General features: G+C 60.7%; 12 protein-coding genes. 8 read left to right on the forward strand and 4 right to left on the reverse strand.

Annotated features, from left to right (window positions below; all coding sequences use genetic code 11):
• Positions 1-120 precede the first annotated feature (120 nt).
• On the forward strand, positions 121-1,338 hold the full coding sequence (locus AC13QE_RS10100; protein WP_132716169.1) for an MFS transporter: 1,218 nt from the start codon (positions 121-123) through the stop codon (positions 1,336-1,338).
• Here AC13QE_RS10100 and AC13QE_RS10105 read toward each other — a convergent pair.
• Positions 1,303-1,707 (reverse strand): winged helix-turn-helix transcriptional regulator, encoded by a 405-nt coding sequence (locus tag AC13QE_RS10105; RefSeq protein ID WP_488483737.1) that lies wholly within the window; start codon positions 1,705-1,707, stop codon positions 1,303-1,305. The genes AC13QE_RS10100 and AC13QE_RS10105 overlap by 36 nt on opposite strands.
• Positions 1,708-1,811: 104 nt before the next feature.
• Between AC13QE_RS10105 and AC13QE_RS10110 the strand changes: the two genes are divergently transcribed.
• Positions 1,812-2,825, forward strand: coding sequence for a zinc-binding alcohol dehydrogenase family protein (locus AC13QE_RS10110; RefSeq protein WP_488483528.1), 1,014 nt, complete (start codon positions 1,812-1,814; stop codon positions 2,823-2,825).
• A gap of 354 nt (positions 2,826-3,179) precedes the next feature.
• Complete coding sequence (mgtE, locus tag AC13QE_RS10115) at positions 3,180-4,553, forward strand: magnesium transporter (RefSeq protein WP_488483529.1); 1,374 nt, start codon at positions 3,180-3,182, stop codon at positions 4,551-4,553.
• 51 nt (positions 4,554-4,604) lie between these two features.
• Here mgtE and AC13QE_RS10120 read toward each other — a convergent pair whose 3' ends face one another.
• Positions 4,605-5,078: an Lrp/AsnC family transcriptional regulator gene (locus AC13QE_RS10120; RefSeq protein ID WP_488483530.1), complete on the reverse strand. Its 474-nt coding sequence runs from the start codon at positions 5,076-5,078 to the stop codon at positions 4,605-4,607.
• A gap of 144 nt (positions 5,079-5,222) precedes the next feature.
• On the opposite strand from AC13QE_RS10120, the gene AC13QE_RS10125 reads away from it, so the two are divergent.
• On the forward strand, positions 5,223-6,137 hold the full coding sequence (locus AC13QE_RS10125; RefSeq protein WP_488483531.1) for a DMT family transporter: 915 nt from the start codon (positions 5,223-5,225) through the stop codon (positions 6,135-6,137).
• A gap of 83 nt (positions 6,138-6,220) precedes the next feature.
• Here AC13QE_RS10125 and AC13QE_RS10130 read toward each other — a convergent pair whose 3' ends face one another.
• A complete protein-coding gene (locus tag AC13QE_RS10130) occupies positions 6,221-6,748 on the reverse strand; it encodes a GNAT family N-acetyltransferase (RefSeq protein WP_488483532.1) in 528 nt (175 codons plus the stop codon).
• A gap of 6 nt (positions 6,749-6,754) precedes the next feature.
• Positions 6,755-8,419: an electron transfer flavoprotein-ubiquinone oxidoreductase gene (locus AC13QE_RS10135; protein ID WP_488483533.1), complete on the reverse strand. Its 1,665-nt coding sequence runs from the start codon at positions 8,417-8,419 to the stop codon at positions 6,755-6,757.
• A gap of 291 nt (positions 8,420-8,710) precedes the next feature.
• On the opposite strand from AC13QE_RS10135, the gene AC13QE_RS10140 reads away from it, so the two are divergent.
• The 4 genes from AC13QE_RS10140 (at position 8,711) to AC13QE_RS10155 (ending at position 15,778) form a co-directional block, all read left to right on the forward strand.
• On the forward strand, positions 8,711-9,499 hold the full coding sequence (locus tag AC13QE_RS10140) for an SDR family oxidoreductase (protein ID WP_488483534.1): 789 nt from the start codon (positions 8,711-8,713) through the stop codon (positions 9,497-9,499).
• A 426-nt stretch (positions 9,500-9,925) separates the two neighbouring features.
• The gene (locus AC13QE_RS10145; RefSeq protein ID WP_488483535.1) at positions 9,926-11,155 is read left to right on the forward strand and encodes an efflux RND transporter periplasmic adaptor subunit; all 1,230 of its coding nucleotides are present in this window, start codon (positions 9,926-9,928) and stop codon (positions 11,153-11,155) included.
• On the forward strand, positions 11,152-14,271 hold the full coding sequence (locus AC13QE_RS10150) for an efflux RND transporter permease subunit (protein WP_132716159.1): 3,120 nt from the start codon (positions 11,152-11,154) through the stop codon (positions 14,269-14,271). Before AC13QE_RS10145 ends, AC13QE_RS10150 begins: the two co-directional genes overlap by 4 nt.
• A gap of 217 nt (positions 14,272-14,488) precedes the next feature.
• Positions 14,489-15,778 carry an Hsp70 family protein gene (locus AC13QE_RS10155; protein ID WP_488483536.1) on the forward strand — a complete coding sequence of 430 codons (1,290 nt, stop codon included), beginning with the start codon at positions 14,489-14,491 and terminating at the stop codon, positions 15,776-15,778.
• Positions 15,779-15,829: the final 51 nt, after the last annotated feature.

Here is a 15,829-nt window from a genome sequence, read left to right on the forward strand (position 1 = left end):
CGAGGCATGTCCGTGCCTCGCCAGTCCCATATCCCAGTTTGATGCACTGAACACCGCATAACCGGAGTTTACCGTCTGATTCGCGGCATGTGATCTTCGTATGTCGCCCAAGGAGTTTTCGTGAGCGATATTGCCGTCGAGGCCCTCGACACCCAAACCGCCCTGGAAGCGCCGTCGCGCACCGCGATCGCGCTGGTAACTTTGGCGTTGGCCGTCGGCAGCTTCGGTATCGGCACGGGTGAATTCGTCATCATGGGACTTCTGCCGAATGTAGCCGACACCTTTGGCGTGACAACCCCGGAAGCGGGCCATGTCATCAGCGCCTATGCGCTCGGCGTCGTCGTCGGTGCGCCCATCATTGCCGTGCTTGCCGCCAAGATGGCGCGACGCACGCTGCTCCTTTTGATGATGGCGATCTTTGCTGCCGGCAATATTTCCAGCGCCTTTGCGCCGACCTTCGAAAGCTTCACGGCGCTTCGCTTCATCACCGGCCTGCCGCATGGCGCCTATTTCGGCGTCGCTGCACTCGTTGCCGCCTCGATGGTGCCGGTGCATCGCCGCGTGCGCGCCGTCGGCCAGGTCATGCTTGGTCTCACGATCGCGACGCTGATCGGCACGCCGATCGCCACCTTCCTGGGACAGCTTCTGAATTGGCGCGCGGCCTTCATGATGGTCGGCGCCATCGGCCTCGCCACCATGCTGCTGATCGCCCTCTTCCTTCCCAAGGACAGGGTCGAGGAAGGCGCCAGCATCGCCCGTGAACTCGGTGCGCTGAAGCGCATCCAGGTCTGGCTTTCGCTCGGCGTCGCTGCCGTCGGCTTCGGCGGCATGTTCTCGATCTTCAGCTATGTCGCAACGACGACGACCGATGTTGCCGGCCTCGGTTCCGCCATGGTGCCGGTTGTGCTGGCTCTCTTCGGCATCGGCATGAATGTCGGCAACATCGTCGGCTCGCGCCTCGGCGATATCTCGATCAAGGGCACGATCGGCGGCATGATGATCTTCAACATCGTCATCATGACGCTCTTCTCGCTGACGGCGGCTAACCCGATCATGCTCTGCATCTGCGTCTTCCTGATCGGCTGCGGCTTTGCAGCGTGCCCGGCCGTGCAGACGCGGCTGATGGATGTGGCCGCGGATGCACAGACGCTGGCCGCCGCCTCCAATCACTCCGCCTTCAACATCGCCAATGCGCTCGGCGCCTGGCTGGGCGGGCTGGTGATCTCCTGGGGCTTTACAGCGGCTGCGACCGGCTATGTCGGCGCAGTGCTTTCCGTCGCAGGCCTCGCAGTCTTCGCCGTTTCAGTTGGCCTGGAGCGCCGTACCGGGCGCGCATGACATGCCAGAGGCGCCCAGCTGCTGGCGCCCGTCATGGCAAAATACATTCTCCTCACCCCACACGGCCATCGCCTTGATGATCGGCCCCAAGCTGGCGCCGAGCGGCGTCAGCGCATACTCGACGCGAGGCGGCACCACCGGAAAGACGGTGCGTGACAGCAGCCCGGATTCTTCCAGTTCCCGCAGTTGCTTGGTCAGCATGCGCTGCGTCACCGACGGCAGCTTGCGACGGATTTCGTTGAAGCGCAGCGTTCCTTCCATCAGGTGAAACAGGATCACGCCCTTCCATTTTCCGTCAAGCACGCTCAGCGTCGCCTCGACCGGGCAACCTGGAAAATTTCCGACGAGCTTGGAGCGGGGAACCGACATCGACAGTATCCTTTTTGTACCTACGTACAGAAATTGTGCATTCTTGCGCCTTTTAAGGATAATGCGCATCTAGCCTCTGTGCAACCAACCCAGGAGCTTCTCCCATGCGCGCAGTCGCCTATAAGCAACCACAACCCATTTCCGCAGAGACATCGCTGATCGACATCGAACTGCCGACGCCCGAGGCAAAGGGCCATGACCTACTGGTCGAGGTGAAGGCGGTTTCGGTCAATCCGGTCGATATCAAGGTCCGCGCCAACGTTGCCCCGCCCGAGGGGGAATACAAGATCATTGGCTGGGATGCGGCGGGCATCGTCAAGGCGGTCGGACCCGACGTCACCATGTTCAAGCCGGGAGACGAAGTCTTCTATGCGGGTGCCATCAATCGCGACGGCTCGAATGCCGAATTCCATCTCGTCGACGAGCGCATCGTCGGCGCCAAGCCCAAGAGCCTCGATTTTCCGGCGGCTGCCGCACTGCCGCTAACCTCGATCACCGCCTATGAGGTGCTGTTCGACCGGCTGAAGGTGCAGGATCCGGTTCCCGGCGCGACCAATGCCATTCTCATCATCGGCGGGGCTGGCGGCGTCGGATCGATCGCCATCCAAATCGCCCGCGCGCTGACCGATCTCACCATCATCGCGACAGCATCCCGCCCGGAAACGCAGGCCTGGGTGAAGGAATTGGGCGCCCATTACGTCATCGACCATTCGAAGCCGCTTGCGCCGCAGATCGAGGCGCTCGGCATCGGCGCCCCCGCCTTCGTCTTCTCGACGACCAACACCTTGGATCACATCGCCTCTATCGCGGAGGCCATCGCGCCTCAGGGCCGGTTCGCCCTCATCGACGATCCGAAAACGCTCGATGTCGTGCCCTTCAAGTGGAAGGCGATATCGATCCATTGGGAGATGATGTTCACTCGCCCCCTCTACAACACTGCCGACATGATCGAGCAGCACAAGCTGTTGACGAAGATCGCCGAACTGGTAGATGCCGGTAAGATCAGGTCGACGCTGACCGAGACCGCGGGCACGATCAATGCCGCCAATCTCAAGAAGGCGCATGCCCTCGTCGAGACCGGCAAGATGAAGGGCAAGGTCGTTCTGGCGGGCTTCTGAGCGACCAATATTCGCGCCAGATCGGGCCGGGCGAATGTCGTCCGGCCGCATTGTTTTAACGCATTTGCACTAGGTTTTGTTGCATCGCAAAAATTTGCAGCCGCCTAAACAAATTTTTATCGCAGGATCGAGTGTTTAGGCACGTCCGCCTCTTGACTTTTTATGCCTTCGGCGCGACTTCTCCGCACGTGGCGAACAGCGTTTTCCATACCGATTAACCGGAGCCATCTTTCGATGCCTAGCGACAGTAGTAGTCGATTGCCTTTGCCGTCAGTAGCATTCGTGCACTAACCGACTCCTGTCGGCTCGCCACGATCCGCTGCGACGGCGGATCGACCGGAAAGGCGAGCTATAATGAACATCAACAGCTTTCCAGCGCGGGCCGGCAATGCCGCTCGTGCATTCATCAATAATAATCGCGCCGTCACCATCGCGGAACGCGTCGAGGCTCTGAACGCAACAGAGGTGGCAGAGGCTGCTCGCATTCTCGCCAAAATGCCGGAAGAGCGCGCCGTGCGCATTCTCGACCGGCCGGAACTGCGCAACGCACCCGCCATTCTCGAAGTCATGGGCAATGCGGATGCCGCCCGCCTGCTGCATGGCATGTCAAACGACCGCGTCGCCGACGTGCTGCTCGAAATGGATGTCGATACGCGCGCCCGTCTCTTCGCAACGTTCGACGAGCATGCAAGGCAGGCGATTCAGAGCCTGATGGGCTATCCGCCACGCACGGCCGGCGGCATCATGACGACGGAATTCGTCAGCGTTTTCGCGAGCTGGACCGTGGCCCAGACGCTCGATCACGTTCGCCAGGTCGAGCGCTCCCGCGAAACCGTCTATGCCATCTATGTGCTCGATGACGAAACGCACGTGCTGTTGCATGTCGTGACGCTGCGTCGCCTCATCACCGGTGAGCCGGATGCCTGCATCCTGACCGTGGCCCAGAAGGGCGTGCCCGTCACGGCACCGCCGCTGATGAAGCAGGAGGACGTCGCCCGCCTGATCCGCCGCCACGATCTGCTGGCGCTTCCTGTTGTCGACGAAAAGGGCCACATGCTCGGCATCGTCACGGTCGACGACGTCATCGACACGATGATCGCCGATACCACCGAGGACGCCCAAAAGTTCGGCGGTATGGAAGCCCTCGGCCAGCCCTATATGAAGATCAGCTTTGCGGGCATGATCCGCAAGCGCGCCGGCTGGCTTGCAGCCCTCTTCCTCGGCGAAATGCTGACCGCAAGCGCCATGCAGCATTTCGAAGGAGAGCTGGAGAAGGCTGTCGTGCTGACGCTCTTCATCCCGCTGATCATGAGCTCGGGCGGCAATTCCGGCTCGCAGGCGACATCGCTCATCATCCGGGCGCTGGCGCTCGGCGAACTCAAGCTCTCGGACTGGTGGCGTGTGGCCTTCCGCGAGCTGCCTACGGGCATTGTGCTCGGAGCGATCCTCGGCCTTGTCGGCTTTGCCCGCATCGTGCTCTGGCAGAACATCGGCCTCTTCGACTACGGCCCACATTGGCAGCTGGTCGCCCTTACGGTTTTCGCTGCCCTCATCGGCATCGTCACCTTCGGCTCGCTCGCCGGCTCGATGCTGCCATTCGTCTTGCAGAAGCTGCGGCTCGACCCAGCCAGCGCCTCGGCGCCCTTTGTCGCGACGCTGGTCGATGTCACCGGCCTTGTCATCTATTTCTCGGTCGCGCTGCTGATCCTCAGCGGCACGATGCTCTGAGGACAACAAACCTCTCACGACAAAGGGGCCGGCAACGGCCCCTTTTCATTTTCATTCAGGCTCTGGCAGTTTCAGAGCACCATTGGTCTTGATGGTGCGGATGGCGAAGTTCGAACGCAGATCCACCACGCCGGGAAGAACAAGCAGCTTTTCCGACATCACCTTTTCATAAGCCGCAAGATCCTCCACCACGACTTCAGCCAGGAAATCGGCCGTGCCCGAAATTAGATGGCAGGCGACGACCTCCGGAATGGCGAGCAATCCTGCCTGCTGCGTCTCGGAATTCTCCTTTGAATGATGACCGACCTTGAGTTCCACGAAGACCGTGAGGCCGAGGCCGGCCTGCTTGCGGTCGATATCCGCGCGGTAGCCGCGCAAGAGCCCGGATTTTTCCAGATTTCGGATGCGCCTGAGGCAGGGAGACGGCGAGAGATTTACGCGCTCGGCAATCTCGACATTGGTGGCGCGCGCGTCCTCCTGCAGGCAGTTGAGGATCGCAATATCGAATTTATCCAGTTTTGGCATTTCCGGGAAACTCAATCATGAATTTTGGCAGATCATTGCTCATAGCACGATTTTGGAGCCATAACTAGCAAGGACATGCCTCGGCCTTCGGCGCTATCTTCTCTTCATTCGAAAGATAACCGGATCGTTGGAAAGGATATGTCGATGACCGCTTTGTCTCTCTCCACCCGCAAGGCAACCCCCACCATGGTCGGCTATGCAGGTGCCATCGTGACCGTCTTGATCTGGGCAAACTGGATTCTTGCCACCCGTCATACAGCCGAAACGCAGATGGGCACCATCGATCTCGGCCTGATCCGCTACGGCGTGCCGGCCTTGGTACTGGCTCCCGTCTGGTGGCGGACAGGCCTGCTGCCGAAGGGCGTGCCTTTGAAGCTGCTGGCGCTGATGGTCTGCGGCTCCGGCGCCCTCTTCTTCCAGCTCACCACCTTCGCCATCCAGTTCACGCCGGCATCGTCGGCCGGCATTCTGCTCGGCGGCTCCATGCCGCTGGCAGCCGCCCTGATCGGCATGGCTTTGTTCCGCGAACGGCTCGACATCACGCGCTGGCTCGGTCTTGGCGGCATCGTCGCCGGCGTCGTCATCCTGCTTGTCCGCAGCCTCTATGGCGTGCAGATTTCCTGGGAGGGCTTTACGCTGCTGCCGCTTGCCGCCCTGCTCTGGGCAACCTATACTCACGCCTTCCGCCGCTCCGGGCTGAGCGCCGTGCAGTCGAGCGCCATCATCGCCGTCTGGTCGTTCCTGATCCATGTCGCACTGGCCGCCATCTTCGGCAGCTCGCTTGCCTCGGTGCCGCTACCGGAAATCGGTCTGCAGATCGTCAGCCAAGGGCTGCTGTCAGGTCTTGCCGCCACGCTTGCCTATGGTCTTGCCGTCCAGGCTCTCGGTGGCACGCAGGCCGCAGCCTTCACCGCAATTACGCCGGTTCTCGCCACCATCGGCGGCGGCTTTCTGCTCGGCGAGGAAATCGGAATGGCCGGCATTGCAGCCGCAATCGTGACCGGCGTCGGCGTTGCCCTTTCCACAGGCCTGCTCGCCCGGAAGGCCGTCCAGCATTAAATCGCATCTTGCGGAGATATGGAGCGGTTCAGCGAAGTGCTGAGCCGCTCTTTCTATTTGCCCTGAAATTCATGGAGCCAGGATCAAAATCGAAGCGCCATGGCCACGCGCCTGGCCGGATCGGCGCCGTGGGCCAATTCATTCTCCAGGATCTGCGTGAGAGCGGTCGGCCTTTCTCCATCATCGAGGATTTGAAATCCTACGGACGCATAGAATGGCGCGTTGAAAGCCACCTGCCGGTCCGTCGTCAAAGTGACGCCAGCGGCCCCTTGCGTTCTCGCCGCCGCAATCGCAGCTTCCATCAGCCGCCGTCCGACACCCTGTTTCTGTCGGCGCCTGACGACATCGACTTCGGCGATGTGAACCGAGCCATCTTTCATAACGCCGGCCAGAAAACCGAATGGCTGATCTTCATCGTCGACGGCAACGAACAGCAAGCCTTCCGCAAGGGATTGCTCCAACACGTCGAGAGGCAGCGACGTCGGCTCACAGGCGACCGCGCCGGCCCCATGCAGAGCCCAGAAGGCATCGATCTCGATGGCAGCGAGGAGATGCAGTTCGTCTACCCTGGCCGAACGGATCGTCCAGGCGCCTTGTTCGATCTCCGTCATTGCATCTCACATATTCGGATAGACCGGTCCTTCACCGCCCTGCGGGGGAACCCAGTTGATGTTCTGGTTGGGGTCCTTGATGTCGCAGGTCTTGCAGTGGACGCAGTTCTGGGCGTTGATGACGAAGGTTTCCTTGCCGTCTTTTTCGACCCATTCGTAAACGCCGGCCGGACAGTAGCGCGTCGACGGACCGGCGAAGACATCATGCTCCGACGACACCTGCAACGCCATGTCCCTGACCTGCAAGTGCACCGGCTGATCTTCCTCGTGGTTGGTGTTCGACAGGAACACCGAGGAGAGACGGTCGAAGGTCAGGACGCCATCCGGCTTCGGATAGTCGATCTTCTGGTGCTGGGCGGCAGGCTCCAGCGAGGCGGCATCCGTCTTGCCATGCTTCAGCGTGCCGAAGAAGGAGAAGCCGAACAGCTGGTTCGTCCACATGTCAAGGCCGCCGAGCGTTACGCCGACCGCTGTGCCGAACTTCGACCACAGCGGCTTGACGTTCCGGACGCGCTTCAGGTCCTTGCCGATATCCGAAGAGCGCCATTCGTTCTCGATCTCGACCACTTCGTCATTGCCGCGACCGGCCGCGATCGCCGCGGCGATCCTGTCGGCCGCGAGCATGCCCGACAGCACCGCATTGTGGCTGCCCTTGATGCGGGGAACGTTGACGAAGCCGGCCGAGCATCCAATCAGGGCGCCGCCCGGGAAGGTCAGCTTCGGCACCGACTGATATCCGCCTTCGGTGATGGCGCGCGCACCATAGGAAATGCGCTTGCCACCCTCGAAGGTGCCGCGGATCGCCGGATGCGTCTTGAAGCGCTGGAATTCCTCGAAGGGATAGAGATAGGGGTTCTTGTAGTTCAGGTGCACGACGAAGCCGACGGCGACGAGATTGTCCTCCAGATGATAGAGGAACGAGCCGCCACCGGTCTTCATGCCGAGCGGCCAGCCGAAGGAGTGCTGCACGAGGCCTTGTTTGTGGTTCTCCGGCTTGACCTCCCAGAGCTCCTTGATGCCGATGCCGAACTTCGGCACGTCGCTATTTCGCGCCAGATCGAACTTGGCGATGAGCTGCTTGGCGAGCGAGCCGCGCACGCCTTCGCCGATCAGCACGTATTTGCCTAAGAGCGCCATGCCGCGCGTATAGTTCGGGCCGGGTTCGCCGTTCTTCTCGATGCCCATATCGCCGGTGGCGACGCCGATGACGGCGCCCTCGTCATTATAGAGCACTTCGGTCGCGGCAAAGCCGGGATAGATCTCGACGCCAAGCGCCTCGGCCTTTTCGGCCAGCCAGCGACAGACGTTGCCGAGCGAGACGATGTAATTGCCGTGATTGTTCATCAGCGGCGGCATCAGGAAGTTCGGCAGGCGGACGGAGCCGGCGGGGCCTAGGAACAGGAAGTGATCCGATGTCACCTCGGTCTTGAAGGGATGCCCCTCCTCCTCGCGCCAACCCGGCAGCAGCCGGTCGATGCCGATCGGATCAACGACGGCGCCCGACAGGATATGCGCGCCGACTTCGGCTCCCTTCTCAAGCACGACGACGGTCAGATCCGGGTTGATCTGCTTCAGCCGGATCGCCGCCGACAGGCCCGCTGGACCTGCGCCGACAATCACAACGTCGAATTCCATGCTCTCGCGTTCCGGCAGCTCGCTGGCGTCAGTCATTCATCTTCTCCGCTTGGCCGGCGTCCGATGATCTCGGACCACGGCCTCATCCCCTTTGGGCGTCTTCCCCATTTCGGTTATCTCTTGTCAAAATGGGAGGGGATTGTCGAGCCGGGAAGCGACAGGCAATCCCCCAATTCGCCCAACACGTAAAACAAGTTAAATTACTCTTACGTTAACGTCAATATTCCGCTGGTATTTGCGACCACCTGCAAAGTGCGCCTTCCATAGTCCTCCGATGGCTCTATAAATGCCGATCAGACAATCCGAATAGCATGAAGGGTGATCAAGATGGATCTTGGTATTGGCGGAAAGCGCGCGCTGGTGCTCGCGTCGTCGAAGGGGCTGGGCCATGGCATCGCGGTAGCGCTGGCGCGCGAAGGCGCGAATGTCTTGCTCTGTGGCCGAAGCGGCGACAGGCTCGAGAACAATTGCAAGGCCATCAATGCCGAAGGCAAGGGTCGGGCAGACTGGATCTGGGCCGACCTCAATGATGAGAACTTCGTGGATGTCGTCACCAAGGCAGCCATAGAGAAGCTGGGCGGCATCGATATCCTCGTCAACAACAGCGGCGGGCCGACTCCGGGGACGACTGAGGATATGACTGCCGACCGGCTGGAGACCTATTTCATCTCGATGGTGTCGCGGATCATCACTCTGACCAATGCGCTCTTACCAGGCATGAAGGCACAAGGCTGGGGACGTATTCTCACCGTCGCCTCCTCCGGCGTCATCGAGCCCATTCCCAATCTCGCGCTTTCCAACACGCTACGCCCGGCGCTTGCCGGCTGGAGCAAGACGCTGGCCAGCGAAGTGGCCGCGCATGGCGTCACGGTTAACATGCTGCTGCCGGGCAGCATTGCGACCGACCGACTGGCGGAGCTCGATACCGCGACGGCCAAGCGCGGAGGCAGAAGCCTGGAAGATGTCAGCGCCGAACGCCAGCAGCGCATCCCGGCCGGCCGCTACGGACGCGTCGAGGAGTTCGCCGCTACAGCAGCATTCCTCTGCAGCCAACCGGCAAGCTATGTCACGGGCACCATGGTTCGCTGCGATGGGGGAGCTGCTCGCTCACTTTGAGGCTGCCACCGGCGAACAGAGTGCAGGCGCTTGCAATAGGGCCTGACAACACAATTCCGTGAGCGGCACGACGCTTCTTTACACGCTGCAGCACGTCCCCAGAGTATAAATGCTGCCTCAGGCTGTTTTTCCAGCCGAATATTACGCAATGGCAATCAAAAAATAGTCATTTGATTATTTGCTGCACTGCACAAACAGAACCTGTTCCAAAGCTTTCCAAGCTTTAATTTTTCGCCCTCCGGAACTGTGATAAATTGCACGGCAACAGCGTTCATGAATTCGCGTAAAAAGGGACAGAATTACCGAACGTTAGCGGCGACGGCGATGTGATGAACTGCGGCGAAGCGCGTCTTTGTTGTGCGGCGCGGCAGATACACTTCACCGTCACCGCGCTTCCTGCAACAAGCCCCGACCGGTTCTTTAAATATGAAAAAACTTTGGCTTCCCCTCGGCCTTCTTGTCGTCGCAGCCCTTGCAGCATGGAGCTATCGCGACCGTATTCCTTTCCTTTCCGCCTTTGTCGATCAAGCCTCCGCAGAAACCAAAGATGCCGGAAAGGCGGCAGGCAAGCACAAGGCGCTGTCTTCCGTCGTCAAGACGGCCGCGGTTGAGAAGAGAACTCTGCCGAACGATATTACAGCAACAGGCTCGGCTGTTGCACAGAATACGACGACCATCGCCGCGCAGGAATCCGGGATCATTACATCGATCGAAGCGCAGGATGGCGTGATGGTGAAGGCCGGCGACCTGATCGCCAAGCTCGATGCGCGAACCGCGCAGGCCGCCGTCGACAAGGACCAGGCGACCATCATCAAGGATCAGGCGACGCTCGTTGCGGCGGAAGCCGCGCTCACCCGCGCCAAGAGCCTGCTCAACAATGCCGGAACGCAGCAGACCGTCGATCAGGCCGTGGCGGCCCGCGATACCGCGGCGGCCGATGTCAATGCCGACAAGGCCCAACTCGCGTCCGACCAGGTTCTCCTGGAAAACACTGAGATCCGTGCCCCTTATGACGGGCGCCTCGGCAATGTCGTTCCTAGCCCCGGCGCCTATGTGACGCCGGGCACTGCCATCGTGACCATCACGCAATACAATCCGATCTACGTGCAATTTCACATGCAGGAGAATCAGCTGCGGGAATTGGAGGAAGCGATGAAGGCCGGCACGGTGCCGGTCAGCACCGTTCCGAATTCGAGCAAGGGCAAATCCCGCCAGGGCGCAGTCAGCTTCTTCGACAATTCCGTGGACACCGCCTCCGGCACCATCCTCGTCAAGGCAAAGTTCGACAATGCCAACGGCGCGATCTGGCCCGGCAGATCGGTCAACGTCGTCGTTCATCTGACCGATAACGAGCCGGTGATCGTCGCTCCGACGGTTGCGATCAGCCCCGGTCCGGATGGCTTCTATGCCTATGTCGTCAAGGACAACAAGGTTCATTTGACGCCCGTCACCGTAGAACGGCAGAACGGCAGCTTCACCGCAGTCGCCAAGGGACTTTCGGAAGGCGATCATGTCGTCACTGAAGGACAGGTGCAGCTGATCGACGGACAGACGGTCGTCGAGCAGTTCAATGACGAAAAGCCTGAGAAGGTGGCCGCCGCCAACGATCAGTCGAGCCAGAAGAGCGAAACGATTTCCGTTGGAGCACAGCAATGATCCCGCAATTCTGTATCCAGCGACCGGTCGCGACCACACTTCTGGCGTTGGGTGTAGTCATGGCCGGCCTCGCCGGCTATCAGCTCTTGCCCGTCGCTGCCCTGCCCCAGGTGGATTTTCCCACCATCAACGTGTCCGCACAGCTGACCGGCGCTTCGCCGCAGACAATGGCGACTTCGGTTTCCACGCCGCTGATCAAGCAGTTCGAGACCATCCCCGGCATCAGTGAAATCTCAGCCACGAACTCGCTCGGCAATACGAGCATCGTGCTGCAGTTCGATCTCAACCGCAGCATCGACGCCGCTGCGGCCGACGTTCAGGCAGCGATCTCGAACGCGACACGTCAATTGCCTAACAATCTGACGACGCCGCCCGGCTACAGGAAGACGAATCCGGCCGACGCGCCGATCATGCTGCTTGCCGTGCAGAGCGATACGATGCCGCGCAGCAAACTCGACGAAGTTGCCGAAGACATCATTTCACCATCGCTGTCGACCCTGCCCGGTGTCGCGCAGGTCACCGTCTATGGCGCTCAGACCTACGCAGTGCGGGTCGAGGTCGATCCGGACAAGCTGCTGGCTCGCGGTATCGGTATCGACACCGTCAACTCTGCAATCGTCAGCGCCAACAGCCAGGTCCCGGTCGGAACCCTGCAAAACAGCAAGCAGAGCATGACGCTCAATGCCAATACGCAGAGGACCAATGCTGAACAGTTCAAGTCGCTGGTCATTGCAAATCCTAAGGGCGCACCGATCCACCTGAGCGATGTCGCCGACGTGCAGGACAGCGTGCAGAACACCAATGCGGGCTCCTGGTATGACGGCAAGCAGGCGATCATTCTTGCGATCCAGCGTCAGCCGGATGCCAACACCGTCGACGTGGTCGATGCGATCAACGCCAAGCTGCCGCAGCTCCATGCGGAAATTCCGGCTTCGGTGCAGACGCATATCATGAACGACTCGGCACAGCCGATCCGCGATGCGATCAAGGACGTGAAATTCACCTTGATGCTGACCATCGGTCTGGTCGTGCTGGTGATCTATCTGTTCACCGGTCACGTCACGGCCACGATCATCCCCGGCCTTGCCGTGCCGTTGTCGCTGGTTTCGACCTTCGGCATGATGTATGTGCTCGGCTATAGCATCGACAACATATCATTGCTCGGCTTGACGCTCGCCGTCGGCCTTGTGGTGGATGATGCAATCGTCATGCTGGAAAACATATTGCGGCATGTCGAAGACGGCATGCCGGTGCTGCAGGCGGCGATCAAAGGATCGGCCGAAGTCAGCTACACCATCATTTCCATGTCCATCTCGCTGATCGCGGTGTTCATCCCGATCCTGCTGATGGGCGGCGTAGTCGGCCGTATCTTCAACGAGTTCGGTATGGTGGTTGCCATCGCCATCGTGTCTTCAGCGGTCGTGTCGCTCACGGTCACGCCGATGCTCAGCTCGCGTCTTTCGGCGGGCCACAGCCAGCCCCCCTATCCGGTACGCCTGTTCAATCGCGGCTTCGACTGGACTCAGCGCGGCTATGACAAGGGTGTGGCCTGGTGTCTGCGGAATCGCGGTTTCGTTCTCCTGAGCTTCCTCGGCTCGGTTGCACTCTCGGCCTATCTTTTTATGGTATTGCCGGCGAGCTTCTTTCCGACCGAGGACATCGGCCGCCTGCAGATAAGCACGCAGGCGCGCCAGGACATATCCTATCCGGCGATGCGTGACCTGCAGAACCAGGCCGCGGCACTCGTCCGGCAGAACCCCGCCGTCGACCACGTCATGTCGATCGTCGGCGGCAGCGTCCGTCAGCCGTTGAACAACGGCACCATGTTTGTCCAATTGAAACCGAAGGAGCAGCGGGCACCGCTGGACCAGACGCTACGCGAACTCCGCGCCAGCATCGGCAAGATAGCCGGCATAAAGGCCTATATTACGCCGCAGCAGAGCCTGCGCTTCGGCGGCCGTCAGACGGCCAGCCAATATCAGCTGGTCATTCAAGCCCTGAGTGCCGACCAGACCAACCTCTGGGCCGATAAGATGCTGGATGCGATGCGGCGCGATCCGCGCTTTACCGACGTTGCATCGGACGAACAGAACAACGCGCTGCAGGCAAACATCGTCGTCGACACGGAGAAAGCCGCGCAATACGGTATCAACAACAATCAGCTCCGCACGACGCTGCAAGAAGCGTTCGGTGGCTATGATGCGGCGCAGATTCAGACCACTGGCGACAGCTATGACGTGATGGTCGAATTCGACACCAGCAAGCCCTGGGATGACCAGAGACTGCAGGATATCCACGTTGCTTCGTCAAACGGCTCTCTGGTGCCGTTATCGAACTTCGCTCATGTGCAACGCACGACCGGCCCGGTCACCATCAACCAGACGGGTCAGCTCGTGTCGACGACGGTTTCCTTCAACCTGCCGGCCGGCGAAGCGCTTGGCGATGCGACTGCGCGGATCGATCAGATCAAGAAGGACATCAACATGCCGGCGGACATCTTCACGTCCTACGGCGGTACAGCACAGATCTTCCAGCAGTCGCAGGGCAGCACGCCTTACCTGATCCTGGCTGCCGTGCTGACGATCTACGTGGTCCTTGGCGTTCTCTATGAAAGCTTCATCCATCCGCTGACCATTCTTTCCGGCCTGCCGGCTGCTGCTCTCGGCGCCCTTCTCGCCTTGAAGGTGTTCGGCTTCGACCTCTCGATCATCGCGCTCATCGGCTTGCTGATGCTGATCGGCATCGTGAAGAAGAATGCGATCATGATGATCGACGTCGCGCTGGAAACGCTGCGTTCGACAACAGGCATATCGCCCGCTGAGGCCATCCATGAGGCCTGCGTGCGCCGCTTCCGCCCGATCATGATGACGACCTTCTGCGCGCTGCTCGGCGCGTTGCCGATCGCGGTCGGCGGCGGTGCGAGCTCCGAACTCCGGCAGCCGCTCGGTATCGCCGTTGTCGGCGGCCTGGTGGTCTCGCAGCTTCTCACGCTCTTCATCACACCCGTCATCTTCCTGGAGATGAATCGCCTCAACGACTTCCTTGCCCGTCTCACCAAGCGCAAGGAGGCGGACCCGCATCACAAGGATCCGCCAGCGGCCATCGCCGCCGAATAAGGTCAGCGGGCGCCAAAAGGCGCCCGTTCTTTTGCCAGTCAACCGGGTGCGGAAGCGCCGCCGGCTGACGTCGCTGCGGGCAAAAATAAAAGCATCATTCCGGCTTGAACTTGAAGCTTAGCCATGTCATGACGCGCCCTCTTTGCGACAGGGCGCGTCAGCGTCTCATAGGGGCTTGGCCCCAATCCAGACAATTTGGACGGAAGGGAGTGCGGGCATGGCTCGGGCGCTTGGTTTCGACTTCGGCACGACGAATACGGTTCTGGCGATGGCCGATGGACCCGCGACACAATCGGTCGCCTTCAACAGCGCTGCCGGCACGGCGGACAGCATGCGTACGGCGCTCTCTTTCATGAAGGATCCGGGATTGGGCGCGGCCGCACTCAAGGTCGAAGCCGGACACGCGGCCATCCAACAGTTCATCGACAATCCCGGTGACTGTCGCTTCCTGCAGTCGATCAAGACCTTTGCGGCGAGCGCCCTCTTCCAGGGCACGCTGATCTTCGCCAAGCGCCACAGCTTCGAAGACCTGATGGAGATCTTCGTGCGCCGTCTGCGCGCCTATGCCGGAGAGGGATGGCCGGAGAGTGTTTCGCGCATCGTTACCGGCCGGCCGGTGCACTTTGCCGGCGCCAATCCGAACCCTGCCCTTGCGACGGAGCGCTACAACGCCGCTCTTGCGCGTTTCGGCTTTCCGGAAATCCACTACGTCTACGAACCGGTAGCGGCAGCCTTCTACTTCGCGCAACACCTGAAAAAGGATGCGACCGTGCTGGTGGCCGACTTCGGCGGCGGCACGACCGACTATTCGCTGATCCGCTTCGAAACCCACGGCGGAAAGCTGACGGCGACGCCGATCGGCCATTCCGGTGTTGGCATCGCCGGCGATCATTTCGATTTCCGGATGATCGACAACGTCGTCTCGCCGGCCATCGGCAAGGGCAGCTTCTTCAAGAGCTTCGACAAGCTTTTGGAAGTGCCGACCTCATACTACGCCAATTTCGGCCGCTGGAACCAGCTCTCGATCTTCAAGACCTCGCGCGAATATGCCGACCTGAAGACGCTGGTGCGCAGCAGCCTGGAGCCGGAGAAGCTGGAGACCTTCATCGAGCTCGTCGAGCATGACGAAGGCTATCCGCTCTATCAGGCCGTATCGGCGACGAAGATGGCGCTTTCGAGCGAGGAAGAGGCCGAATTCAACTTCCCGCCGCTCGGCAAGGCCGGCCGCAAGCACGTTCGCCGCGCCGACTTCGAAAGCTGGATCGCCGACGATCTCGCTCGCATCGAAGGGGCGCTCGATGACGTGCTGACAACGACGAACACATCACCTGATGCGATCGACAAAGTATTTCTGACAGGAGGCACCTCCTTCGTGCCGGCCGTTCGGCGCATCTTCACGGAACGCTTCGGCCAGGAGCGGATCGAGACGGGCGGCGAACTGCTGTCCATCGCCCATGGCCTAGCCCTGATCGGCGAGCGCGACGATATCGCCCAGTGGACGGCCTGACATAGCGCCCACCCTGCCCTTTCGTTCATGCGCCGCATTGGATAGAGTTCG

Source organism: Martinezella sp. CNPSo 3957, from assembly GCF_057784395.1.

Excerpts from the sequence above, each read along its gene's own strand:
- AC13QE_RS10105 (WP_488483737.1), bottom strand. The coding sequence starts at position 1,707 with ATGTCGGTTCCCCGCTCCAAGCTCGTCGGAAATTTTCCAGGTTGCCCG.
- AC13QE_RS10110 (WP_488483528.1), top strand. The coding sequence starts at position 1,812 with ATGCGCGCAGTCGCCTATAAGCAACCACAACCCATTTCCGCAGAGACA.
- mgtE (WP_488483529.1), top strand. The coding sequence starts at position 3,180 with ATGAACATCAACAGCTTTCCAGCGCGGGCCGGCAATGCCGCTCGTGCA.
- AC13QE_RS10120 (WP_488483530.1), bottom strand. The coding sequence starts at position 5,078 with ATGCCAAAACTGGATAAATTCGATATTGCGATCCTCAACTGCCTGCAG.
- AC13QE_RS10125 (WP_488483531.1), top strand. The coding sequence starts at position 5,223 with ATGACCGCTTTGTCTCTCTCCACCCGCAAGGCAACCCCCACCATGGTC.
- AC13QE_RS10130 (WP_488483532.1), bottom strand. The coding sequence starts at position 6,748 with ATGACGGAGATCGAACAAGGCGCCTGGACGATCCGTTCGGCCAGGGTA.
- AC13QE_RS10135 (WP_488483533.1), bottom strand. The coding sequence starts at position 8,419 with ATGACTGACGCCAGCGAGCTGCCGGAACGCGAGAGCATGGAATTCGAC.
- AC13QE_RS10140 (WP_488483534.1), top strand. The coding sequence starts at position 8,711 with ATGGATCTTGGTATTGGCGGAAAGCGCGCGCTGGTGCTCGCGTCGTCG.
- AC13QE_RS10145 (WP_488483535.1), top strand. The coding sequence starts at position 9,926 with ATGAAAAAACTTTGGCTTCCCCTCGGCCTTCTTGTCGTCGCAGCCCTT.
- AC13QE_RS10150 (WP_132716159.1), top strand. The coding sequence starts at position 11,152 with ATGATCCCGCAATTCTGTATCCAGCGACCGGTCGCGACCACACTTCTG.
- AC13QE_RS10155 (WP_488483536.1), top strand. The coding sequence starts at position 14,489 with ATGGCTCGGGCGCTTGGTTTCGACTTCGGCACGACGAATACGGTTCTG.